Here is a 21,479-nt window from a genome sequence, read left to right as displayed (position 1 = left end):
GACCCCGACGGGGCCCCACCACCAGGAGGATTTCTGATGAGCCAGTACCTGCTCGCCGTGCACCACACCCCCGAGGACCTGGCCGCGCTGGAGGCCCTTCCCGAGGAGGAGCTCCAGGCGATGTTCGCGGCCACCGGGAAGTTCAACGAGAAGCTCCAGGCCGAGAGCGTGTGGGTCTTCGCCGGTGGTCTGGAGAACCACGTCTCCACCACCACCGTCGACGGCACCGGCGCCGAGACCGTCATCACCGACGGGCCGTTCGTCGAGTCGAAGGAATACCTCGGCGGCTTCTGGATCATCGAGGCACCCGACCTCGACGTCGCGCTCCGATGGGCGGCCGAGGGCTCGAAGGCGTGCGGGAACCGGGTCGAGGTGCGCCCGTTCCAGGAGGACCCCGGCGCGTGAGCGACGCCGAGGCGGCCATCGAGCGGATCTACCGCGGCGAGTACGGCCGCGTCGTCGCCTCCCTGGCGCGACGCTTCGGTGACCTCGACATCGCCGAGGACGCCGCGGCCGAGGCGCTGCTGGTGGCGCTGGAGCGGTGGCCCGTCGACGGCGTGCCCCCCAACCCCGGGGGCTGGCTGACGACGACCGCCGGCAACCGCGCCATCGACAAGATCCGACGGGAGTCGCACCGCGACGCCAAGCACCAGGCGGCACTGATGACGTACGACGACACCCCGCACGAGCCGACCGGGCTCGTCGAGGACGACCGGTTGCGGCTGATCTTCACCTGCTGCCACCCGGCCCTCGCGCCGGACGCCCGGGTCGCGCTGACCCTGCGGCTGCTCGGCGGGCTGACCGTGCCGGAGATCGCGCAGGCCTACCTGGTGCCCGAGACCACGATGGCGCAGCGGATCACCCGCGCGAAGCGGAAGATCAAGGACGCGCACATCCCCTTCCGGGTGCCGGCCGCGGCCGACCTGCCCGACCGGCTCGGCGCCGTGCTCGCCGTCGTCTACCTGGTCTTCAACGAGGGCTACCTGTCGTCGTCCCCGGACGCTGACCCGGTGCGCGAGGACCTGACCGGCGAGGCGATCCGGCTCGGCCGGATCCTGCGCACCCTCCTGCCCGACGAGCCGGAGGTCGCGGGCCTGCTGGCACTGATGCTGCTCATCGAGTCGCGCCGCCCGGTCCGGGTCGCCGGCGGCGAGCTGGTGCCGCTGCACGAGCAGGACCGCGGCGGCTGGGACCGGGCGCTGATCGCCGAGGGTCACGACCTGGTGCGCGAGTGCCTGGCCCGCGCCCTCGAGACGGGACGGCGACCGGGGCAGTACCAGATCCTCGCCGCAATCAACGCCGTGCACACCGACGCCCCGACCGCGTCCGCCACCGACTGGTCGCAGATCGCCACCCTCTACGGCCAGCTGTACGCCGTCGCGCCGAGCCCGATCGTCGCCCTGAACCGGGCGGTCGCCACCGCCGAGCTCGACGGCCCCGAGCTCGCGCTCGCCGAGGTCGACCGGCTCCCCGAGATCCAGCCGAGTCTGACGGGGTACCACGCCTGGCACGCGACGCGCGCCGACCTGTTGCGCCGCCTGGGTCGCAGCGCCGAGGCGCGGGCGGCGTACGACGCGGCGATCGCGGCGACCGACAACGTGGCCGAGCGCGCCTACCTCTCCCGCAGGCGTGGCAGTCTGGCGCCATGACGCTGCAGCCCCTGGTCCTCCCCTCCACCGATGACGCCCAGGAGTGGGCGGAGGCCCACGCCCGCGACGGGCTGGCGGCCGCCCGGCAGCTGGTCGACGACCTGCGCACGTCGCCCCCCGCGACGACGCTGGAGCTGCTGCGGCAGTGGGACGAGATCTCCCGCCACCTCGGCGACGTCGCGGCGGTCGCGTCGCTGCTGGCCAACGTGCACACGGTCGAGGGCGTGCGCACGACCTGCGAGCAGTCCGAGGTCGAGGTCGACCGCCTCGGCACGGAGCTGCGGCAGGACCGGGCGCTCTACGAGATCTTCGCGGCCGCCGACCCGGCCGGCCTCGACGCCACCGCCGCCCGGCTCCTCGAGAAGACGCTCGACGACTTCCGGCGCGCCGGCGTCGACCTCGACGACGCGACCCGGGCCCGGCTGGCCGAGATCAACGAGCGCCTCACCGAGGTCGGCCAGGAGTTCGGCCGCACGATCCGCGACGACGTCCGGACGGTGCGGGTCTCGCCCGACCGGTTGGCCGGGCTGCCGCAGGACTGGCTCGACGAGCATCCCGTCGGCGACGACGGCCTGGTGACGGTCACGACCGACTACCCGGACTCGCTGCCGGCGCGGATGTTCGTGCACGACGCCGACGTCCGGCGCCAGGTCACGGTCGCGTTCCTCGAGCGGGGCTGGCCGGCCAACGGTCCGCTGCTCGACGAGATGTTCGCGCTGCGCCAGGAGCTGGCGACGCTGGTCGGCTACGCCGACTGGGCGTCGTACGACGCCGACGTGAAGATGATCAAGAAGGGCCCGGCGATCCCGGAGTTCATCGACCGGATCGCGGAGGCGGCCGAGGCCCCGATGCGGCGCGACCTCGAGCTGCTGCTGGAGCGCTACCGCCGCGACGTCCCGGGCGCGGAGACCATCGACACCGCCGACTCGGTCTACTACGAGGAGCTCGTGCGGCAGGAGCGGCACGACGTCGACTCGCAGCGGGTGCGCACGTTCTTCGACTTCACCAAGGTCCAGCAGGGCCTGCTCGACGTGACGTCGCGGCTCTTCGGCGTGACCTACGAGCCGGTGACGGACGCCGTCGTCTGGCACGACGAGGTGACGGCGTACGACGTCCTCGTCGACGGCGCGCGGATCGGGCGGATCTACCTCGACCTGCACCCGCGCGACGGGAAGTACAAGCACGCCGCGCAGTTCACCCTCGTCGACGGCCTCGCCGACCGGCAGCTCGCCGAGGGCGTGCTGGTCTGCAACTTCTCCCGGGGGTTGATGGAGCACGACCACGTCGTGACGCTCTTCCACGAGTTCGGGCACCTCCTCCACCACGTGCTCGCGGGCGCCGGGGAGTGGACCCGCTTCGCCGGCGTCGCGACCGAGTGGGACTTCGTCGAGGCGCCGAGCCAGATGCTCGAGGAGTGGGCCTGGGACGCCGACGTGCTCCGGACCTTCGCCACCGACGCGTCCGGCGAGCCGATCCCGGCCGACCTGGTCGAGCGGATGCGCGCGGCCGACGACTTCGGCAAGGGCTACCAGGCGCGCACCCAGATGTTCTACGCCGCGATGTCCTACTGGTTCCACACCGACCGGCCCGCCGACCTCACCGCCGCCATGCGCGAGCTCCAGGCCCGCTACTCACCCTTCGCCTACATCGACGGCACCCACATGTTCGCCAGCTTCGGCCACCTCGGCGGCTACTCGTCGGCCTACTACACCTACATGTGGTCGCTGGTCATCGCGAAGGACCTGTTCTCCGCCTTCGACCCCGACGACCTCTTCGCCCCCGAGGTCGCCGGCCGCTACCGCGACCGCGTCCTCGCACCCGGTGGCAGCGCCGACGCAGCCGACCTGGTCGCCGACTTCCTCGGCCGGCCGTACACCTTCGACGCGTACGCCGCCTGGCTCGCGCGCTAGCGCGACTCTCTGCCTTGTGTCCGCCGCTCTATCGGCGTACAGTCACGATATATCGCGTAACAGTTGCGATACTCAGACATTTGAAGGGAGTCCTGTCATGGGACACAAGGGATTCAACCGACAGTGGGCGCAGTACGCCGAGGGTGAGCGCCGCCAGCACGGGGGCCGCCGTGGGCCGTGGGGCCCGATGGGCCCGGGCGGCTTCGGCCGGCCCGGACACCCCGGTCCGCCCCCGTGGGTCGCCGGCCTCTTCGGCCTCGCCCAGGGCGAGCGCCAGCGCGGACCGCGGGTCCGTCGCGGCGACGTCCGCTCCGCCATCCTCGACGTCGTGCGCACCGCGCAGTGGAACGAGGAGGAGGTCAACGGCTACCAGGTGATCCAGCAGATCACCGAGAAGAGCAAGGGCGCCTGGCGCCCGAGCCCCGGGTCGGTCTACCCGACCATCTCGCAGCTCGAGGACGAGGGCCTCGTCGAGACCGACGACTCGCGCGGCCGGCGCAGCCTGCGGCTGACCGCCACCGGGCAGGAGTACGTCGCCGAGCACTCCGACGAGCTCGCCGCCGTGTGGGCGCCGTTCGAGCAGGAGCCGACGAACGACGGCGACGCGTTCGCCGGCCTCAAGCCCGAGATCGGCCAGGTCATGGGAGCGGTCTGGCAGATCGTCACGACCGGCAGCGACCAGCAGCGGGCGGCCGCCGCCGACATCCTGGCCGACACCCGGCGCCGCCTCTACGGCCTGCTGGCCGACGGCGACGTCGCGGAGGACGACATCGAGGACGAGCAGTCCGATGAGTGACGAGCACCTGCGGATCGGGGACGCCGAGCGCGAGCTGGCGGCCACGGCCCTGGGCGAGCACTACGCCCAGGGCCGGATCACCGCGGACGAGCACACCGAGCGGCTCGAGCAGGTCTGGGCCGCGCGCACCCGCGCCGAGCTCCAGCCCGTCTTCCGGGACCTCCCCGGGCCCGCGCGTACGCCGGAGCGCTCGCCGCGAGCGTTCCGACCCCGGGGCTTCCCGGGGCCGCTCCTCGTGGTCCTGGCGGTGCTCCTGGTGCTCACCGTCCTCACGCACGTGCCGTTCCTGCTGATCGGCATCCTGGCGGTGGTCTTCGTGCTGTCGCGGCGCCGGCACCGCTTCGTCGCGCACGGCCGGGGCGGCTACTGGTCCAGATGACGGGACCAGTCCAGGGCGGTAGACCACGGGCGTAGACCAGTTTCGCGGGCGGAGCGGGCAGACCTAACCTCGAAGACCGGGCCGGGGGGCGGCCTGAGAACGATCTCGGGACCAGACGTTGCTCAACGCCCGCCTACTGCGCCCAAGGGAGATCGTCGTGATGACGGCTCGTGCTCGGACCCGACCCATCCTCGCCGCCGTTGCGGCCGCTGCCCTCGCCGCACCGCTGGCCGTCGCCGCGATCGCCGCACCGGCCGACGCCGCCAACGTCGGGCCACGCAAGCACGAGGTGACCATCTACAAGGTGGAGCAGCACGTCGACCTGTCGGGGGAGTACCCCGACGACACCCTCGACACCGTCCTCAGCTGCAACAGCGGCGACATCGCGCTCGACGGGATGTGGCGCGTCGACCACGTCGACCAGTACAACCCCGACCCGGACGAGGACGAGAACGACTCCGACCTCGGCACCTACAACGACGAGCGTGACGTCTACGCGCTCGCGTCGTACCCCGACTCGTCGAGCGACCGCTCCTGGCACTTCTCGCTGGAGAACGACGCCTACGGCAACGCCCAGGTGAAGCTCTTCCTCACCTGCATCAAGGGCCAGACGGCGGCGAACGAGGGCCACGACCACAACATCGTGGTCGGCAACGTCCTGACCCAGGCCTACCACCCGACCGCGCCGGGCACCACGGACTTCGTCGACAGCCACGTCTTCAACAAGACCTGCCCGTCCGGGCAGTACATGTCGGCGCCGGGCTTCAACTTCACCGGTGACGACATCGGCCGCCTGGTCGGCAGCTGGCCGCAGACCAGCGGCCGCAGCTGGTCGTGGCAGTTCGTGCACTACGTCGGCGACACGACGCCCGAGGTGACGGTCTACGGCCGCTGCCTGTCGAAGCGCGTGCAGGCCGCCAACCCGCCCGGCGTGGTCAAGAACCACCAGCACGTCATCGCGATGAGCTTCGAGCCGAACGGCTGGCCGGGCTACGAGCGCACGCTCAACTGGTGGCAGACCAAGCAGGAGCGGACCTTCACCTGCGACCAGGACAAGCCGGGCTACTACGGCCGCAAGGCGGCGGTCGGGGCGTTCTGGATCGACAACGTGTGGGACACCTGGTTCCTCGGCATGGACCCGCGGCCCAAGACGCGCGCCTTCTCCTTCTGGAACGGCGCCGGCGGCTCGCCCAACGTCCACCTCGGCGCCCTGTGCGTGAACTCCCGGACCGGCAAGCAGGTCAAGCCCTGACCTGACCCGCCGTCCGCGGGGTGTTCGGACGACACCGAGTGGGTAGGGGCTCTCCGGTGGTGACGCGCGTCACCACCGCTCGCCACCTATCTCGGAGGTGTCCATGTCCGACGCGCCCGCACGCAGCGGCCCGTCCTCGTCGAGCCGTTGGGCTCTCGTCTACGTCCTGCTCGTCCCGGCGGTGGTCCTGCCGCTGTGGGTCGGGCTCTACGACCGCGAGGACCCGACCTTCCTCGGCTTCCCGTTCTACTACTGGTTCCAGTTCGCGCTGATCCTGCTGGCCGTCGCGCTCACGCTGCCGGCCTACCTGATCGCCAAGGAGGCGGACCGCCGAGACCGGGTGCGGCACGGGCTCCCACCGGAGCCCGACGGCACCGCTGCCGATCGCAAGGCCGGTGACGCGCGGTGATCGACAACGTCAACGGCGTCGTGTTCGGCGTCTTCATCTTCCTGTTCCTGCTGGTCACCGTGCTCGGCTTCGCCGCCGCACGCTGGCGCCGCGCCGACCTGGACAGCCTCGACGAGTGGGGGCTGGGCGGTCGCGGCTTCGGCACGTTCATCGCCTGGTTCCTCATCGGTGGCGACATCTACACGGCGTACACGTTCATCGCCGTCCCGGCGACGCTGTACGCCGGCTCCGCGGTCGGGTTCTTCGCCGTTCCCTACACGATCGTCGTCTACCCGTTGATCTTCCTCTTCCTGCCCCGGCTCTGGTCGGTCAGCCACCGGCACGGCTACGTGACGCCGGCCGACTTCGTGCAGGGCCGCTACGACAGCCGCGGCCTCGCCCTGGTGATCGCGCTGACCGGCATCCTCGCGACGATGCCCTACATCGCGCTCCAGCTCGTCGGCATGCAGGTGGTGCTGCAGGTGATGGGCATCGGGACCGACACCGGCAACTGGTTCGTCAAGGACCTGCCGCTCTTCATCGCGTTCGTGGTGCTCGCGGCGTACACCTACTCCAGCGGGCTGCGCGCCCCGGCGCTGATCGCCTTCGTCAAGGACACGCTGATCTACATCGTGATCCTGGTGGCGGTCTTCTACATCCCGTCGCAGATCGGCGGCTGGGACCACATCTTCTCCACGGTCACCAACGGGTTCGCCGACTTCAACACCGAGAACGCCGACGCGATCGCGGCCGGCCAGGCCGCACCGAAGGCGACCATGCCGCCGCAGCCGCTCCAGTGGGCCTACGCCTCGCTCGCGCTCGGGTCGGCGCTGGCGCTCTTCATGTACCCGCACTCCGTGACCGGGGTGCTGTCGACCCGCAGCCGCTCGGTCATCCGCCGCAACGCGGCGCTGCTGCCGGCGTACTCCTTCCTGCTCGGGCTGCTCGCCCTCCTCGGCTTCGTCGCGATCGCGGCGGGCGTGAAGGTCGACAACCCGCAGCAGTCCGTCCCGCAGCTCTTCGAGGACCAGTTCAGCCCGTGGTTCGCGGGGGTCGCGTTCGCGGCGATCGTGATCGGCGCGCTGGTGCCGGCGGCGATCATGTCGATCGCGGCGGCGAACCTGTGGACCCGCAACGTCTACCGGGCCTTCATCAACCGGCAGGCCACCCCGAAGCAGGAGGCGACGCAGAGCAAGCTGGTCTCGCTGCTGGTGAAGTTCGGGGCGCTGGTCTTCGTGCTCGCGCTGTCGAAGGACTTCGCGATCAACCTGCAGCTGCTCGGCGGGGTCTGGATCCTCCAGACGCTGCCCGCGATCGTGATCGGGCTCTACACGAGGTGGATGCACCGGTGGGCGCTGTTCGCCGGCTGGGCGGCCGGCATGGCCTACGGCACCTGGCTCGCGTACGGCGTGAAGTCGCCGGTGCAGGACCACTTCGGTGGTCCGCTGGTGAACTTCCCCGGGACGGAGACCAAGGTCTACATCGCGGTCGTCGCGGTCCTCGTCAACCTGCTCGTGGCTGTCGTGCTCACCGTCGTGCTGCGTGCGATGAAGGTCGACGAGGGTGTCGACCAGACCCGCCCGCAGGACTTCCATGCCGATGCCGGCGACCCCGGTGTGGAGGAGGAGCTCCACCCGGAGGCGCCGGCGCACGCATGAGACCTACAGCAGCAGCCGGTCGACGAAGGCGCTGCTGAAGACCCGCGCCGGGTCCAGGATGTCCAGCATCGCCCGCGCCGAGTCCCAGTTGTCGTTGAGCGGGTAGCCGGTCCGGAAGGTGTTCGGCACCGTGGTGTCGACGACCGTCCCGGACGTCCAGGCGCCGGACGACGTGTAGCCCCAGCCCTTCGACCACTCGGGGCGCACGTCGGCGTACGACGCGTAGTTGCTGTAGATCCACTGCTCCATCTCGGCGTAGAACTCGTCGGCGTACGGCGTGCCCGGCAGCGTGAGGATGTCCAGCCAGACGGCGCAGTCCCACTCGGGGTGGTCGGGCCGGGGGCGCAGCGCGGACATCTGAGGCGACCGGGTGGCCCCGACGTCGCCGGGCTTGTCGACGCCGGTGACCCGGATCTCGACCGGGCCGTTCATCGGGTACTTGCCCTGCTGGCGGTAGTCGTTGAGCCGGGTCGAGTAGCGGAACGTGAACTCCTGGATGACCCGCTGGACGTCCGCGCGCCTGCACAGGATCGCGTAGCCGTTGGCGGTGACCCGCAGCGTCGTCGGGCGCACGTAGAGGAGCAGGTTCTTCGACCAGCCCCAGATGTCGTAGGTGAACGTGGTGACCAGGCCCGCGGCCACGATGTTGTAGTTGAGCGTGCCGAAGTCGGTGACCGCCGCCGGGTTGCCGCCGATGATCTGGGCGGACAGGTCGAAGATCGACTGCGGCAGGTTGTCGCTGAACGTGTAGTTGTAGGGGCTGTTGACCTGCTTGGAGAAGATCGGCTTGGAGGGCGCGACGCTCCACACCTTCAGCCACGGCTTCGGCGTGAAGGGGAACCAGATCGCCTCGACCCGGCCCGCGGAGTTGAGGTAGCTCTCGAAGGTCTTGCCGCCCGACCCCGCCGGAGCGAAGAGCTCGGTCGCCGGGATGTCGAACCAGCTCTGGCAGCGCAGCCGCTGGTTGGCGCCGGCCTGGAGCACCACCTCCGTGATGAACGAGCGGCCGACGTGCGCCATCAGCGCGCCGGCCTCGACGTCGTTGCGCTGGTAGGTCTTCAGCACGTACGACGAGGTCGGGGCGTTCCACACGACCGCGGTGATCTGCTGGACCAGGTTGCTGATCGAGCCGTAGGTGTGGCCGGCCGGCTTGACCTCGCCGGTCTTCGGGACCGCCGTGCCGTGGCCGTCGATGGCGAGCACGCCGCCGACGGTCAGGTCGCCCGGTGCGGGCGAGGCGGTGATGCCCAGCCCGGCGTTCTCGAGCGCGGTCATCATCGCGAGCATCGTGGCGCCGGTCTGCACCCGCACCCGGGACGTCGCCGTGTCCACGGAGATCGCGGTCAGCTTGGTCTTGGTGTCGACGAGCACGACGTTGGCCGCGTCGCTGCCGTCGGCGGCCAGCGAGAGCGGCGACCAGTTGTGCGAGCTGCCCTTGGCGCGCAGCCGCCAGCCCTTGCTGCGCGCCCAGTTGGCCAGCGTGACGACGTCGGCCGGCGCGTTCGGCGTACAGGTCCAGACGCCGTCGACGGCGATCGCGCCCGACCAGTTCTTGTAGGACTGCTGGAAGAGCGGGATGCCGGCGGGGAAGGCCGGTGGCGTGGGCAGTGCGGCCTGCGCGGCCGGGATCTGCTCGAACGGGACCCAGGCGGCCACGCCGGCGACGGCGGCTCCCTGCATCAGGCGGCGTCTCGTGATCATGCTGTTGTGCTCCCTCACCCTGGATCCCACATCCCGGTGTGACGGGCGTCACTGTAACGAGTTCTAGTTTTGCTCCGCACTGGTCATTTCGGGCCAGGTGCGCCGTGGCCCGAGCGGTACCCTCGCCTCCGTGACGGAGCCTTCGTTCGACCTCGGCCAGGACCACCTCGACCTGCGCGACTGGGTCCATCAGTTCGCCGCGGACGTCGTCCGCCCGGCAGCAGCGGAGTGGGACGAGAAGGAGGAGTTCCCCTGGCCCGTCCTCGAGGAGGCCGCCAAGGCGGGCCTCTACTCGATCGACTTCATCGTCGCCCAGGCCGTCGACGAGACCGGCCTCGGCTTCCCCATCACCATGGAGGAGCTCTTCTGGGGCGACGCAGGCATCGGGCTCTCGATCGTCGGCACCTCGCTAGCGGCCGCCGGCGTACGCGCCAACGGCACCGACGAGCAGGTGGCCGAGTGGGTGCCGCAGATGTACGGCGAGCCGGGCGACCTCAAGCTCGGCGCGTTCTGCTCCTCGGAGCCCGACGCCGGCTCCGACGTCGGCGCGATGCGCACCCGCGCGACGTACGACGAGGCGAACGACGAGTGGGTGCTCAACGGCACCAAGACCTGGGCGACCAACGGCGGCATCGCCGACGTGCACGTCGTGACCGCCGTCGTCGACCCCGACCTGCGCACCCGCGGCCAGGCGAGCTTCGTGGTGCCGCCCGGCACCAAGGGGCTCAGCCAGGGCCAGAAGTTCCACAAGCACGGCATCCGCGCCTCCCACACCGCCGAGGTCGTCCTCGACAACGTGCGCGTCCCCGGCCGCTGCCTGCTCGGCGGCAAGGAGAAGCTCGACGCCCGCCTCGCCCGCGCCCGCGACGGCAGCGGTGCCCGCGGCAACGCGTCGATGGCGACCTTCGAGCGCACCCGGCCCGCCGTCGGCGCCCAGGCGATCGGCATCGCGCGCGCGGCGTACGAGGTGGCGCTCGACTACGCCAAGACCCGCGAGCAGTTCGGCAAGCCGATCATCGAGAACCAGGCGATCGCCTTCAAGCTCGCCGACATGGCCACCTCCATCGAGGCGTCCCGGCTGCTGGTGTGGCGCGCGGCGTGGATGGCGCGCCAGGGCAAGAAGTTCGAGAAGGCCGAGGGCTCGATGTCCAAGCTCTTCGCCGGCGAGACCGCCGTCAAGGTCACGACCGAGGCGATGCAGATCCTCGGCGGCAACGGCTTCACCCGCGAGTACCCCGTCGAGCGCTTCTCCCGCGACGCCAAGATCTACACGATCTTCGAGGGCACCTCGGAGATCCAGCGGCTGGTCATCGCGCGGTCCGTCTCGGGGGCGCCCATCCGGTGACCCGCTTCCGCGGGCACATCGCCGGGGTCGGCACGACGAGCGGCGTCCGGGTCGTCGTTGGACGGTGGGACGAGTCGCCGTACGGCGCCTTCGCCGACGCCATGGTCGAGACCGCCGAGGGGCACCGGGTGCTGCTCGCGCCCACACCAGAGGTCGGCGACTTCGTCGCGGCGACGTACACCTTCGACGAGGTGCGGGTGGAGTCGATCACTGTCAACGGCTGGGTCCTGAGCTCGCGGTCGTTGTCGATCGAGCTCGAGGTCGGAGGTCGCACCGGGCTCGGACGGCTGCTGCGTCTCGTGCCTGACCGCGTCGCCGAGAGTCCCGCGTGGTGCGCGGTCACGGACCCCGTCGCCCGCGTCGTGCTGCCCGGCGTGCGCACCCGGGGGACGGCGGGCAACGGCCGGCGCGAGTGGTACGGCGCGACCGACGTGCGCGAGGTCGTCGCGGTCCGGGGCGCCTTCGACGGCGTGGACCTCGGCCGCCTGGCGCCGGTCGACCCGACACCACGGTTCGGGTTCTCCTCGACGCCGAGGCGACCGTCGGTCACCGCGGTCGTGACGACCGTCGCGGGCTGAGGCGGCTACGCGACGCCGGGCACGATGCGCAGGTCGCGGACGGCGCCGCCGTCGAGTGCGGCGAGCGCCTCCTGGTACGCCGGGCTGTCGTGGGCCGCGGTGGCCTGCTCGACCGAGTCGAACTCGATCACGACGGTGCGGGTCGTCTCGCCGGCCTCATAGGTCTGCTCCGGCAGCCCGCGCACCACGAACGTGCCCCCGGCGCCCGTGAGGGCGGGGCCGGCCAGCTCGGCGTACGCCGCGAGCTTGGCCTCGTCGTGGATCTCCTTGTAGATGCTGATCCAGTAGGCGGTCATGGGGCCATCGTGCCGGACGGCTACCCACGCACCGCGGGCAGGATCGTCTCGCAGACCGCGCGCAGGCTCGCCCACGACGGCTCGGCGGGCAGCCCGCCGCAGGCCGGGTGGCTGGTGACCAGCCGGACCTCGCCGGCGCGGCAGCGTTCGACGAGGTCGTCGGCGGTGAAGACGGCGTAGACCCCGGCCGCCCGCATCTCCTCGACGGTGCGCGAGTGGTCGACGACGTACGACCCCGCCTCGCCGTGCCACTCCTGGTACGCCGTGGCGTCGGCGAGCAGGTGCTCGCCGTAACGCTCCCAGAACTCGTCGGGCCGCTCCGCGACGAAGACGTTGGCCGGCCCGCCGTCCGGCGCCTGGAGCACGAAGCCCGGCTCGCGACCGGCCGCCCGGGCGGTCTCCTCGTAGATCGCCTTCAGCTCCGCAGACCCGTGCTGGGGCTGGAAGTTGAGCCCCAGCCGGGCGGCTCGCCGCGCCGCCGCCGGCGACCCGCCGCCGTAGAAGAGGAACGGGTGCGGCTGCGAGTACGGCGCCGGCGTGGTGGTGCCGTCGCGCCACGCGTCCAGCACCGCCGCGATCCGTTCCTCGACCTCCGCGCCGCGTGCCGACCAGGACCGCCCGTAGAGTTCGTACTCCACCTGGCGGTAGCCCAGGCCGAACGTGTAGGCCACCCGGCCCTTGCTCAGGTGGTCGAGCACCGCGATGTCCTCGGCCAGCCGGACCGGCTCGTAGAGGTTCACCAGCAGCGCCGACACCGTGATCGGCACCCGCGAGGTCACCGCCGCGAACGCCGACGCCACCAGCAGCGGGCTCGGCAGGTAGCCGTCGTCCGACGCGTGGTGCTCCGAGACCATGAGCGCGTCCATGCCGTGGGCATCGACGTACGCCGCCTGCTCGACCGCGCGGGCGAAGATCTCCTGGCGGGTGGCCGGGTCGGCGCCCGGGGCGCGGAAGTCGTAGCGGGTGGCGAACTGGGTGCGCGGCATGGCGCCAGCCTCCCAGACCCGGTGGAACTTGTTCTCGTTCCGAGCGACTTCTCAGGCGCGGGCGGCCGCCGCCGATCGGGGCTCTGTCCGAGACGGATCTCGGGCCTCGTCGCACCACCTCCTGGGGGACACGGATGTCCACGACCGGCTCTGCCCTGCTCGCTCGGCTGCGGTCGAAGCCGAAGCCGAAGCCGCACTCGAAGCCGAAGTCGAAGCCGAAGTCGAAGAAGCACCGGCCCAAGAAGGACCCGAAGCGTCCTACCAAGCCGAAGGCCAAGCCGAAGCCCAAGCCGAAGCCCAAGCCGAAGCCCAAGCCGAAGCCCAAGCCGAAGCCCAAGCCGAAGCCGAAGCCGAAGCCGAAGCCGATCACCCCGCAGGTCCCGGCCACGACCGACACCTACGCCCCGGGCAGCTACCCCCGCACCCAGGTCCTCGACCCGCAGGCCCGGCACCTGGTCAACCGCTTCAGCTATGGCATCACCGCCGCCCTGGCCGACGACGTGCGGGCGGCCGGTGGCCACCTGGCGTGGTTCGACGCGCAGCTCGCCACGGCGTACGACGGCAGCGCGGACGACCTGTGCGACTGGTTCCCCGATCTCCACCGGGAGCCGGCCGACGTCTACCAGCGCAGCTCGACCGGGGTCCGCGGCGGGTGGGAGGTCGGCAACGACTACGCCCGCCGCGCCACCCTGCGCCGGATCGTGTCGCCGCGGCAGGTGCTCGAGGTGATGACGGAGTTCTGGGAGAACCACTTCCACGTCCCGGCGGCCGCGGACAACAACTTCGTCTTCCGGGCGTCGTACGGCGAGCTCATCCGGGCCGCGGCCCTCGGTCGCTTCGAGGACCTGCTGACCACCGCCGTCCTGCACCCCGCGATGCTCTTCTACCTCGGCGCCCACGCGTCGACGAAGACGAAGCCGAACGAGAACCTGGGCCGCGAGCTCCTCGAGCTGCACACGGTCGGCATCGGCAGCTACGGCGAGGACGACGTCAAGGCCTCGGCGCGGATCCTCACCGGCTACAAGGTCGACGCCTACCGGACCTGGGCCGCGTCCTACGAGACGTCGTGGCACTGGACCGGCGCCGTCCGGGTGATGGGGTTCTCGGACGCCAACGCGAGCGCCGACGGCAGACCCGTGATGCAGCGCTACCTCAGCTACCTCGCCCACCACCCCGGCACCGCCCGGCGGATCGCGACCAAGCTCGCCCTCGCCTTCGTGAGCGACACCCCGCCGGAGTCGCTGGTCACCCGGTTGGCACAGGTCTACCTCGACCACGACACCGCGATCGTGCCGGTGCTGCAGGCGCTGGTGCGCTCGGCCGAGTTCGCGGCCGCCGTCGACGCGAAGCTGCGCGACGGCGACGAGGACGTCGCCGCCGCCTACCGTCTCCTCGGCGTGCAGGTGGCACCGCCGACCACCAGCGAGTCCGGCGCCAACCAGATCCTGTGGCAGGTCGGCTCGCTCGGGCTGGCGCCGTTCGCGTGGCCCCGGCCGGACGGCCAGCCGGTCGACAACGCGTCGTGGGCGTCCCCGACCCGGGTCATCGCCTCGATGTCGGTGCACTGGTCCCTCGCCGGCGGCTGGTGGCCCAAGCAGGACACGAGCTACCGGGCTCCAGCCTCGTGGCGTCCGCAGACCACGCCGCTCCCCTTCCGCGACCTGGTCGACCACCTGTCGCGGCTGCTGCTCCAGCGTCCGTCCACCGCCGGGCTGCTCCAGGCGTGCTGCGAGGCCGCGGAGCAGAAGCCGACGAGCACCGTCTCCGCCTCCAGCGACATCTACGACTGGCGGTGGCCGCGGCTCGTGGCCGTGTTCCTCGACAGCCCCGAGTTCTACGCCCGATGACCAGCAAGGGATCTCCGATGAACCACCCGACCGCCGTACCCGATTGCGGCTGCCCGGACCGGGCGCCGGTCGCCGCCACCCGTCGAGGCGTGCTCCGAGGTGCCGCGCTCGCCGGTGCGACGATGGCCTTCGGCTCCACGATCGTGACGATGGACTCGCGCCGAGAGGCGGACGCGGCGACGCCGGCCCGTTCGGTCGTCGTGCTGCTCTCCCTGCGCGGCGCCGCCGACGGGCTCTCGCTGGTGGTGCCCTACCGCGAGGCGGCGTACTACGCGGCCCGGCCGGGCATCGCGGTCCCGGTGGGGTCGCTGCTCGCGACCGACGCCACCTTCGGGCTGCACCCCGCGCTCGCGCCGATGCTGCCGCTGTGGAACGCCGGCAAGCTCGCGGCCATCCACGCCACCGGCCTGCCGGTCGCGAACCGCTCCCACTTCTCCGCGATGGAGGAGATCGAGGACGCCGATCCCGGTACGGCGGCCCGGGTGGGCTGGCTGAACCGCCTGGTCGGCTCGACGACCTCGGACTCGACCCTGGAGGCGCTGGCCGTCGGCAACGGGCTCCCGGCCTCGCTGCTCGGCCCCGAGCCGGCGATGTCCTTCCGCACTCTCGAGACCGCGACGATCGGTGGCGCCGACAAGTGGGACCCGAACGGCACCCGGATGCGCTCGTTGAGCACCCTGTGGCGTGGCTCGCCCTCGCCGATGGGACGCGCGGCGCGGACCGCCCTGGACGCCGTCGTCGACCTCGGGCCGGCCAAGGCGCAGGCCGACCACGTCGCGTCGTACCCGAACAGCGACCTCGGCAAGGCGCTGTCCGCGGTCGCCCGCACGCTGCGCGCCGACCTGGGCGTGTCCGCGGTGACCGTGGACAGCGGCAACTGGGACATGCACGTCGGTCTCGGCAAGCCGGTCGCCGGGCAGTGGATGCACCGCAACGCGACCGACCTGGCCTCGGGGATCGCGGCGTTCTTCGCCGACCTCGGCGCGATGGCGGACCGGGTCACCCTGGTGACCCTCAGCGAGTTCGGCCGCCGGGTGCAGGAGAACGGCACCGGCGGTCTCGACCACGGCTGGGGCAACGTGATGTTCGCGGCCGGCGCGGGCGTGAAGGGCGGCCGCTACTACGGCCGCTGGCCGGGCCTGCAGAACACCGTCGACGCCGACGTGCCGGTGACGACCGACTTCCGCAGCGTGCTCGCGGAGGTCGTGCGGACCCGCACCTCGGCGAGCGTCGCGTCGGTCTTCCCTGGGTTCGCCCCCGAGAGCCTCGGCTTCATGACGAGCCTGTAGCTACAGGCCGATCGCGCGGTTCACCCAGGTCTGCGTGACCCGCATGCCGACCTTCTCGTAGAGGCCGAGCGCACCGGTGCGGGAGTCGGTGTTGAGCCCGGACGTGACGGCACCGTGGGCACGTCCTGCTGCGAAGGCGTCCACCAGCATCGACTGGGCGATGCCCCGGCCGCGCTGGTCCTTGCGGGTGGCGAGGCGGTCGACGTACGCCTCGGTCCCGTAGAGCAGGACGACGGTCGCGCCGACCGCCTCGCCGTCGGGGTCGACCACCAGGCGGAGGTTCCAGGGCTGGAAGCCGGGTCGCTGCACCGTGCGCGCGAGGAAGTCGTCGAAGGGCTCGCGCTCGCGCACCGACCACTCGAGGAACGCGTCCTCCAGCACGGTCCAGCACGCCGGGTAGTCGTCGACCGTCGCCTCCCGGATCGTGTAGCCGTCCGGCAGCGCGCGGTCGGGGACGGTGGCACCCTCGGGCAGCTGGAGCACCCAGCTCTCCCAGCGCACCCGGTAGCCGAGCGCCTCGAGCAGCCGGTCGCCGGCGGAGCCGCGGGGCACGGGCATGCCGACCTCGGTGGCGCCTGCCGCTCGGGCCTGCTGCTGCATCCACGCGGCGAGCGCGGTCCCGATGCCGCGACCGCGGTGGTCGGGGTGCACGGCCGCGTCGCCGCGGTCGGCGCCCATGTGCTCGGCGTACGCGACCAGCCGCTCGCCGTCGAAGACGCCGAAGGTGCCCGCGCTGACGTCGTACGACGGGCGCTGCCAGTCGCTGACGATGTCGGCCTCCTCGATGGCGACCTCGCCCGTGTCGTGCAGCTCCTGGGCGGCCATCACCTCGTAGACGGCGCGGGAGTCGGACATCACGAGGGGGCGGCCGGTCAGGCCGTCCGGCAGGGCGATCGGGTCAGGCATGCACGCCAGTGTCGCGGAAGCCGTCCAGTCGCGTCCGCCGAATTACGGCTACTCCTCAGACCCCCGTCGCTCTCGCCGATCGGAGGAGTGTTCGACACGGATATCGATCACAAAGGACACGGACGTCCGAGATGACCACAGAGCAGATCACTGACGCGTCCTCGCGCAGGCACGCCCTCGCGGCGACCCTGGACCGGAAGGTCTCCTACCGCCCGGGGCGCTACCCGCGCACCGAGGTGCTGCGCGAGCCGGCGCGGCACCTCGTGAACCGCTTCAGCTACGGCATCTCGCCGCAGCTGGCCGCCGAGGTCCGGGCCGCCGGCGGCCACCTCGCGTGGTTCGACAAGCAGCTCGCCACGGCGTACGACGGCAGCGCCGACAACCTCTGCGACTGGTGGCCCGACCTGCACCGGGAGTCGCTCGACCTCTGGAACCGCACCAGCGGCGGCGTCCGCGGCGGCTGGGAGGTCATGTGGGACTACGGCAACCGCGTGATGATGCGCCGGATGGTCTCGCCGCGCCAGGTGCTCGAGGTGATGACCGAGTTCTGGGAGAACCACTTCCACGTCGCCACCAACGCCGACAACATCTTCGTCTACCGCATCTCGTACGGCGACGTGATCCGCCAGCACGCGCTCGGCAGGTTCGAGGACCTGCTCAAGGGCGCCTCGACCCACCCGGCGATGCTGATGTTCCTCGGCAACGCCGGCTCCACGAAGGCGCACCCGAACGAGAACCAGGGTCGCGAGCTGCTCGAGCTGCACACGGTCGGCCTCGGCAACTACACCGAGGAGGACGTCAAGAACTCGGCACGGATCCTGACCGGTCACCGGGCCGACCTCTACAAGACCTGGGACCCCTACTACTCCGCCCAGGACCACTGGACCGGCCCGGTGCAGGTGATGGGCTTCTCGCACCCGAACGCCGAGGCCGACGGCCAGGCCGTCACCGACGCCTACCTCTCCTACCTCGCGCACCACCCCGCCACCGCTCGTCGGATCGCGACCAAGCTGGTCAAGGCGTTCGTCAGCGACACCGTGCCCGCCTCCCTCGTGGACCGGCTGGCCGCGACCTACCTCGCCCACGACACCGCGATCCCGCCCGTGCTCCAGGCACTGGTCCGCTCGCCGGAGTTCAAGTCGTCGGTGGACAAGAAGGTGCGCGACGGCGACGAGGACGTGCTCGCGACCTACCGGGTGCTGGGCGTCGGCGTGAAGAAGCCGAGGAGCGACGCCTCGGCCGCCAACCAGGTCTACTGGCAGACGGCCTCCCTCGGACTCGCACCCCTCACCTGGCCGCGGCCGGACGGCCAGCCGGTCGACAACGCGTCGTGGTCGTCACCGACCCGGGCGCTCGCCTCGATGACCTTCCACTGGGACATGATCAACGGCTGGTGGCCCGGCGACGCGGTGTCGTTCCCGCGCCCTCGCTCGTGGATGCCCACCAACCGGTCCCGCACGCGGCCGATGCTCTTCCGCGACCTGGTCGACCACATGTCGCGGCGGCTGCTCCAGCGGCCCTCGACGGCGGACCTGCTCAAGGCCTGCTGCCAAGCGGCCGGGCTGCGCCCCGACGCCCCGATCCGCCGCGGCGCCGAGCTCTTCGAGGACGCCTGGCCGCGCGTCGTCGCCACCATCCTCGACAGCCCGACCTTCTACCAGCGCTGACCAGGAGACCATCATGAGTGCCCTGCCTTCCGAGCCCCTCGACGGCTGTGACTGCCGACCCGCCACCAGTGACCTGACCAGGCCCGTCCTCACCCCGTCGCGTCGCGCGCTGCTGCGCGGCGCGGCGCTCGCGGGCGCGACGACGATGTTCGGCTCCGCCGCCGTCACCGTCGGCCCGACCCTGGCCGCCGCCGCGACCTCCAAGGGGGCACGGCGTACGCCGACCAACGCCGTCGTGGTCGTCTCCCTGCGCGGTGCCGCGGACGGTCTGTCGCTGGTCGTCCCGCACGGCGACCCCGTCTACTACCAGGCGCGTCCGGGCATCGGCATCCGGCCGGAGGCGCTGGTCGCCAAGGACGGCTTCTTCGGCATGCACCCGGCGATGGCGCCGTTGCTGCCGCTGTGGGACGCGGGCAAGCTCGCCGCGATCCACGCGACCGGGCTCCCGGCCCCGAACCGCTCGCACTTCGCCGCGATGGAGGAGCTCGAGGACGCCGACCCCGGCTCGATGAGCCGGGTCGGCTGGCTGAACCGGCTCGTCGGCAGCGATGACGTGAGCTCCTCCTTGCAGGGCCTGGTCGTCGGTCCCAGCATCCCGACCTCGATGGTCGGACCCGAGCCGGTCATGTCCTTCGCCTCGCTCGACACCGCGCGCGTCGCGGGTAGCGACCGGGGCAGCGACCCGCACGGCCAGCGGATGAAGGCGCTGCGCACCCAGTGGTCACGCAGCCGCAACCCGATGGGCACCGGCTTCCGCGAGGCCCTCGACGCGGTCGTCGACCTCGACCCCGCCCGCGCCGAGCGGGCCCGGCCCAAGCTCTACCCGCAGGGCGACCTCGGCGAGGCGCTGTCGGCGGTCGCCCGCACCCTGCGGGCGAACGTCGGCGTCTCGGCGGTCACCGTCGACAGCGGCAACTGGGACATGCACGTCGGTCTCGGTGCGGCCGGCGGCGGCTGGATGCAGCGCAACGCCGGCGACCTGGCGGCCGCGATCGCCGCCTTCTTCGCCGACCTCGGTGCGGTCGGCGACCGGGTCACCCTGGTGACGATCAGCGAGTTCGGCCGCCGGGTGCAGGAGAATGCCAACGGCGGGCTCGACCACGGGTGGGGCAACGTGATGCTGGCTGCCGGCGCGGGCGTCAAGGGTGGCCGCTACTACGGCAGCTGGCCGGGGCTCACCAATGCCCTGGACTCAGACGTCTCGGTCACCACCGACTACCGCAGCGTGCTCGCGGAGGTCGTCGCCGCACGGACGACCGCGTCGACGGCGGACGTCTTCCCGGGCTTCCAGCGCGAGCGCGTCGGGTTCATGGTCGGTCAGTAGGTCCCACCGGCCCGGGCAGCACGAAGGCCCGCTCCTCCAGTCGATCCTGGGGGAGCGGGCCTTCGTCGAGCCTCAGGCCTCCTGGGCGTTCTGGATCGCCGAGATGTCGAACTCGAGCTTGATCTTCTCGGAGACGAGGACGCCGCCGGTCTCGAGCGCGGCGTTCCAGGTCAGGCCCCAGTCCTTGCGGTTGATGCTGGTGCCACCCTCGAAGCCGATGCGCAGGTTGCCGAACGGGTCGCGGGCCGAGCCGGTGGGCTCGAAGGTGATGGTGACCGACTTCGACTCGCCCTTGATGACGAGGTCGCCGGTGATGACCCAGTCGTCGCCGTCGCGCTCGACCTGGGTGGAGGAGAAGGTGATCTCCTTGTTGTTGTCGGCGTCGAAGAAGTCGGCCGACTTCAGGTGGCCGTCACGGTCGGCGACACCGGTGTCGATGCTCGCGGTCTGGATCGTGAGCGAGACGCTCGACGCGGCCGGGTTGGCGGCGTCGACGTGGGCGGTGCCGGAGAACTCGGTGAAGTGACCACGGACCGTCGTCACCATCGCGTGGCGGGTGCTGAAGCCGAGGCGGGTGTGGGTCGGGTCGATCGTGTAGTCGCCGGAGATGTCCTCGACGGCGGTGGTGGGGGCGTCGAACTGCTCGGCGGCCTGACGGTTGAAGAACGACATCGTGACTCCTGAGGGACTGTGGGTTGGTTGAACCTTTGATCACCCTAACCGGACCACGGTCCGATTCATTCCCCTGTTCCCGAACTTTGTCCGGACATGCATCGACCCCGCCCGGAGGAGCTCCGGACAGGGTCGATCGAGCGTGGGGTCAGGCGGCGTGCGTCGCGTGGGTCGGTGCCGTCGACGCATCGATCCAGTGCGCCTCGACGCGGGTGCGGCCCTGGTGGTCGGTCACCGGCACCCAGACCTGCACGAGGCCGTTGGCCATCTTGTTGTGGTTCATGGGACACCTTTCGTTCACCTTCTGTTCACCAAAGGTACCTCACCCCCACCCGAGGTGTCACTTCTTCCCGAAAACCGGTCCGCTTTCCCCACTGGGAGACCTCTGGAGGCGCCTGGCGGGGGGTGTGCGCTCCATCGGTGTCGGGAGTGACTCCTGCGTCGCCGGCAGTGACGGCGTCCTGCGTGGATCGGGGAGGCGCAATCGGACATTTCTGCCCGATAACGGGCAGGAAGTTGCGTTTGCCGTCCTGGGCCCGCACGATCGACCTCGTGTCCACGCTCCGCCGCCCCACGGCCGACCCCGAGCTGGTCGACCGCGTCGCTGCCAGCACCGGTCTCTCGCCCGCCGAGGCGGCGCGGGTGGTGGAGGACGTCATCGCCTTCCACGCCGAGCCGGTGGAGGACTACGTGCGGCGTCGGCACGCCCAGCTGAAGACGTACGGCGCGAAGAACCCGGAGATCTTCGCCCGCATCGCCGAGGAGCTGGCCGCGCGCGTGGTGGCCGCTCCCGAGCTCACCGAGCGCCAGCTTCGGCGCCTCGTCTATGGATAGGA

At 71.3% G+C, this 21,479-nt stretch carries 21 protein-coding genes; 15 read left to right on the top strand and 6 right to left on the bottom strand.

What is annotated here, in order from left to right; genetic code table 11:
* The first annotated feature begins 36 nt into the window (after positions 1 to 36).
* The 8 genes from ACFPYL_RS00550 to mctP all read left to right on the top strand — a co-directional run bounded on the left by ACFPYL_RS00550 (position 37) and on the right by mctP (position 8,032).
* Entirely contained in the window at positions 37 to 405 is a 369-nt protein-coding gene (locus ACFPYL_RS00550) for a YciI family protein (RefSeq protein ID WP_379149288.1), read from the top strand.
* Positions 402 to 1,649: an RNA polymerase sigma factor gene (locus ACFPYL_RS00545; RefSeq protein ID WP_379149286.1), complete on the top strand. Its 1,248-nt coding sequence runs from the start codon at positions 402 to 404 to the stop codon at positions 1,647 to 1,649. The genes ACFPYL_RS00550 and ACFPYL_RS00545 overlap by 4 nt, the downstream gene beginning before the upstream one ends.
* The gene (locus ACFPYL_RS00540) at positions 1,646 to 3,559 is read left to right on the top strand and encodes a M3 family metallopeptidase (RefSeq protein ID WP_379149284.1); all 1,914 of its coding nucleotides are present in this window, start codon (positions 1,646 to 1,648) and stop codon (positions 3,557 to 3,559) included. The genes ACFPYL_RS00545 and ACFPYL_RS00540 overlap by 4 nt, the downstream gene beginning before the upstream one ends.
* A 97-nt stretch (positions 3,560 to 3,656) precedes the next feature.
* On the top strand, positions 3,657 to 4,355 hold the full coding sequence (locus tag ACFPYL_RS00535; RefSeq protein WP_379149282.1) for a helix-turn-helix transcriptional regulator: 699 nt from the start codon (positions 3,657 to 3,659) through the stop codon (positions 4,353 to 4,355).
* Positions 4,348 to 4,734, top strand: coding sequence for a DUF1707 SHOCT-like domain-containing protein (locus ACFPYL_RS00530; RefSeq protein ID WP_379149280.1), 387 nt, complete (start codon positions 4,348 to 4,350; stop codon positions 4,732 to 4,734). The genes ACFPYL_RS00535 and ACFPYL_RS00530 overlap by 8 nt, the downstream gene beginning before the upstream one ends.
* Positions 4,735 to 4,894: 160 nt before the next feature.
* Complete coding sequence (locus tag ACFPYL_RS00525) at positions 4,895 to 5,986, top strand: hypothetical protein (protein WP_379149278.1); 1,092 nt, start codon at positions 4,895 to 4,897, stop codon at positions 5,984 to 5,986.
* Between the two features lie 103 nt (positions 5,987 to 6,089).
* Positions 6,090 to 6,395, top strand: coding sequence for a DUF3311 domain-containing protein (locus ACFPYL_RS00520; RefSeq protein ID WP_379149277.1), 306 nt, complete (start codon positions 6,090 to 6,092; stop codon positions 6,393 to 6,395).
* Positions 6,392 to 8,032, top strand: coding sequence for a monocarboxylate uptake permease MctP (gene mctP / locus ACFPYL_RS00515; protein ID WP_379149276.1), 1,641 nt, complete (start codon positions 6,392 to 6,394; stop codon positions 8,030 to 8,032). The genes ACFPYL_RS00520 and mctP overlap by 4 nt, the downstream gene beginning before the upstream one ends.
* 3 nt (positions 8,033 to 8,035) lie before the next feature.
* Here the strand turns inward: mctP and ACFPYL_RS00510 are convergent, their stop codons facing one another.
* The gene (locus tag ACFPYL_RS00510; protein WP_379149274.1) at positions 8,036 to 9,733 is read right to left on the bottom strand and encodes a cholesterol oxidase substrate-binding domain-containing protein; all 1,698 of its coding nucleotides are present in this window, start codon (positions 9,731 to 9,733) and stop codon (positions 8,036 to 8,038) included.
* Positions 9,734 to 9,863: 130 nt separating this feature from the next.
* Here ACFPYL_RS00510 and ACFPYL_RS00505 point away from each other — a divergent pair, with 130 nt between their 5' ends.
* Both ACFPYL_RS00505 and ACFPYL_RS00500 read left to right on the top strand, forming a co-directional pair.
* Positions 9,864 to 11,078, top strand: a complete 1,215-nt coding sequence (locus tag ACFPYL_RS00505; RefSeq protein ID WP_379149272.1) for an acyl-CoA dehydrogenase family protein — start codon at positions 9,864 to 9,866, stop codon at positions 11,076 to 11,078.
* A complete protein-coding gene (locus tag ACFPYL_RS00500) occupies positions 11,075 to 11,656 on the top strand; it encodes a hypothetical protein (RefSeq protein WP_379149271.1) in 582 nt (193 codons plus the stop codon). Before ACFPYL_RS00505 ends, ACFPYL_RS00500 begins: the two co-directional genes overlap by 4 nt.
* A 5-nt stretch (positions 11,657 to 11,661) precedes the next feature.
* On the opposite strand, the gene ACFPYL_RS00495 is transcribed toward ACFPYL_RS00500, so the two are convergent.
* On the bottom strand, positions 11,662 to 11,952 hold the full coding sequence (locus tag ACFPYL_RS00495; RefSeq protein ID WP_379149269.1) for a DUF1330 domain-containing protein: 291 nt from the start codon (positions 11,950 to 11,952) through the stop codon (positions 11,662 to 11,664).
* Positions 11,953 to 11,972: 20 nt separating this feature from the next.
* A complete protein-coding gene (locus ACFPYL_RS00490) occupies positions 11,973 to 12,938 on the bottom strand; it encodes an LLM class flavin-dependent oxidoreductase (RefSeq protein WP_379149267.1) in 966 nt (321 codons plus the stop codon).
* A gap of 134 nt (positions 12,939 to 13,072) precedes the next feature.
* On the opposite strand from ACFPYL_RS00490, the gene ACFPYL_RS00485 reads away from it, so the two are divergent.
* Positions 13,073 to 14,785, top strand: coding sequence for a DUF1800 domain-containing protein (locus ACFPYL_RS00485; RefSeq protein WP_379149265.1), 1,713 nt, complete (start codon positions 13,073 to 13,075; stop codon positions 14,783 to 14,785).
* A 17-nt stretch (positions 14,786 to 14,802) separates the two neighbouring features.
* Positions 14,803 to 16,074: a DUF1501 domain-containing protein gene (locus ACFPYL_RS00480; RefSeq protein ID WP_379149263.1), complete on the top strand. Its 1,272-nt coding sequence runs from the start codon at positions 14,803 to 14,805 to the stop codon at positions 16,072 to 16,074.
* Here ACFPYL_RS00480 and ACFPYL_RS00475 read toward each other — a convergent pair whose 3' ends face one another.
* Entirely contained in the window at positions 16,075 to 16,980 is a 906-nt protein-coding gene (locus ACFPYL_RS00475) for a GNAT family N-acetyltransferase (protein ID WP_379149262.1), read from the bottom strand.
* Between the two features lie 131 nt (positions 16,981 to 17,111).
* Between ACFPYL_RS00475 and ACFPYL_RS00470 the strand changes: the two genes are divergently transcribed.
* Positions 17,112 to 18,647 (top strand): DUF1800 domain-containing protein, encoded by a 1,536-nt coding sequence (locus tag ACFPYL_RS00470; protein WP_379149260.1) that lies wholly within the window; start codon positions 17,112 to 17,114, stop codon positions 18,645 to 18,647.
* 13 nt (positions 18,648 to 18,660) lie between these two features.
* Complete coding sequence (locus ACFPYL_RS00465) at positions 18,661 to 19,971, top strand: DUF1501 domain-containing protein (RefSeq protein ID WP_379149258.1); 1,311 nt, start codon at positions 18,661 to 18,663, stop codon at positions 19,969 to 19,971.
* A 72-nt stretch (positions 19,972 to 20,043) separates the two neighbouring features.
* Here ACFPYL_RS00465 and ACFPYL_RS00460 read toward each other — a convergent pair whose 3' ends face one another.
* Together ACFPYL_RS00460 and ACFPYL_RS00455 are read right to left on the bottom strand one after the other, a co-directional pair.
* On the bottom strand, positions 20,044 to 20,643 hold the full coding sequence (locus ACFPYL_RS00460; protein ID WP_379149257.1) for a YceI family protein: 600 nt from the start codon (positions 20,641 to 20,643) through the stop codon (positions 20,044 to 20,046).
* A 148-nt stretch (positions 20,644 to 20,791) separates the two neighbouring features.
* Positions 20,792 to 20,926 carry a hypothetical protein gene (locus ACFPYL_RS00455; RefSeq protein WP_379149255.1) on the bottom strand — a complete coding sequence of 45 codons (135 nt, stop codon included), beginning with the start codon at positions 20,924 to 20,926 and terminating at the stop codon, positions 20,792 to 20,794.
* A gap of 269 nt (positions 20,927 to 21,195) precedes the next feature.
* Here ACFPYL_RS00455 and ACFPYL_RS00450 point away from each other — a divergent pair, with 269 nt between their 5' ends.
* On the top strand, positions 21,196 to 21,477 hold the full coding sequence (locus tag ACFPYL_RS00450) for a hypothetical protein (RefSeq protein WP_379149254.1): 282 nt from the start codon (positions 21,196 to 21,198) through the stop codon (positions 21,475 to 21,477).
* The last annotated feature ends 2 nt before the right edge of the window (positions 21,478 to 21,479 follow it).

Origin of the sequence: Nocardioides hankookensis (assembly GCF_042658885.1) — a bacterium.
GTDB classification, from domain to species: domain Bacteria; phylum Actinomycetota; class Actinomycetes; order Propionibacteriales; family Nocardioidaceae; genus Nocardioides; species Nocardioides hankookensis.
This window is presented reverse-complemented; position numbering and strand designations above follow the sequence as displayed.

Coding starts and splice junctions, on each gene's coding strand:
- ACFPYL_RS00520 (WP_379149277.1), top strand. CDS start 6,090: ATGTCCGACGCGCCCGCACGCAGCGGCCCGTCCTCGTCGAGCCGTTGG.
- ACFPYL_RS00465 (WP_379149258.1), top strand. CDS start 18,661: ATGAGTGCCCTGCCTTCCGAGCCCCTCGACGGCTGTGACTGCCGACCC.
- ACFPYL_RS00475 (WP_379149262.1), bottom strand. CDS start 16,980: ATGCCTGACCCGATCGCCCTGCCGGACGGCCTGACCGGCCGCCCCCTC.
- ACFPYL_RS00470 (WP_379149260.1), top strand. CDS start 17,112: ATGACCACAGAGCAGATCACTGACGCGTCCTCGCGCAGGCACGCCCTC.
- ACFPYL_RS00540 (WP_379149284.1), top strand. CDS start 1,646: ATGACGCTGCAGCCCCTGGTCCTCCCCTCCACCGATGACGCCCAGGAG.
- ACFPYL_RS00485 (WP_379149265.1), top strand. CDS start 13,073: ATGTCCACGACCGGCTCTGCCCTGCTCGCTCGGCTGCGGTCGAAGCCG.
- ACFPYL_RS00530 (WP_379149280.1), top strand. CDS start 4,348: ATGAGTGACGAGCACCTGCGGATCGGGGACGCCGAGCGCGAGCTGGCG.
- ACFPYL_RS00525 (WP_379149278.1), top strand. CDS start 4,895: ATGACGGCTCGTGCTCGGACCCGACCCATCCTCGCCGCCGTTGCGGCC.
- ACFPYL_RS00510 (WP_379149274.1), bottom strand. CDS start 9,733: ATGATCACGAGACGCCGCCTGATGCAGGGAGCCGCCGTCGCCGGCGTG.
- ACFPYL_RS00535 (WP_379149282.1), top strand. CDS start 3,657: ATGGGACACAAGGGATTCAACCGACAGTGGGCGCAGTACGCCGAGGGT.
- ACFPYL_RS00550 (WP_379149288.1), top strand. CDS start 37: ATGAGCCAGTACCTGCTCGCCGTGCACCACACCCCCGAGGACCTGGCC.
- ACFPYL_RS00480 (WP_379149263.1), top strand. CDS start 14,803: ATGAACCACCCGACCGCCGTACCCGATTGCGGCTGCCCGGACCGGGCG.
- ACFPYL_RS00460 (WP_379149257.1), bottom strand. CDS start 20,643: ATGTCGTTCTTCAACCGTCAGGCCGCCGAGCAGTTCGACGCCCCCACC.
- ACFPYL_RS00455 (WP_379149255.1), bottom strand. CDS start 20,926: ATGAACCACAACAAGATGGCCAACGGCCTCGTGCAGGTCTGGGTGCCG.
- ACFPYL_RS00495 (WP_379149269.1), bottom strand. CDS start 11,952: ATGACCGCCTACTGGATCAGCATCTACAAGGAGATCCACGACGAGGCC.
- ACFPYL_RS00490 (WP_379149267.1), bottom strand. CDS start 12,938: ATGCCGCGCACCCAGTTCGCCACCCGCTACGACTTCCGCGCCCCGGGC.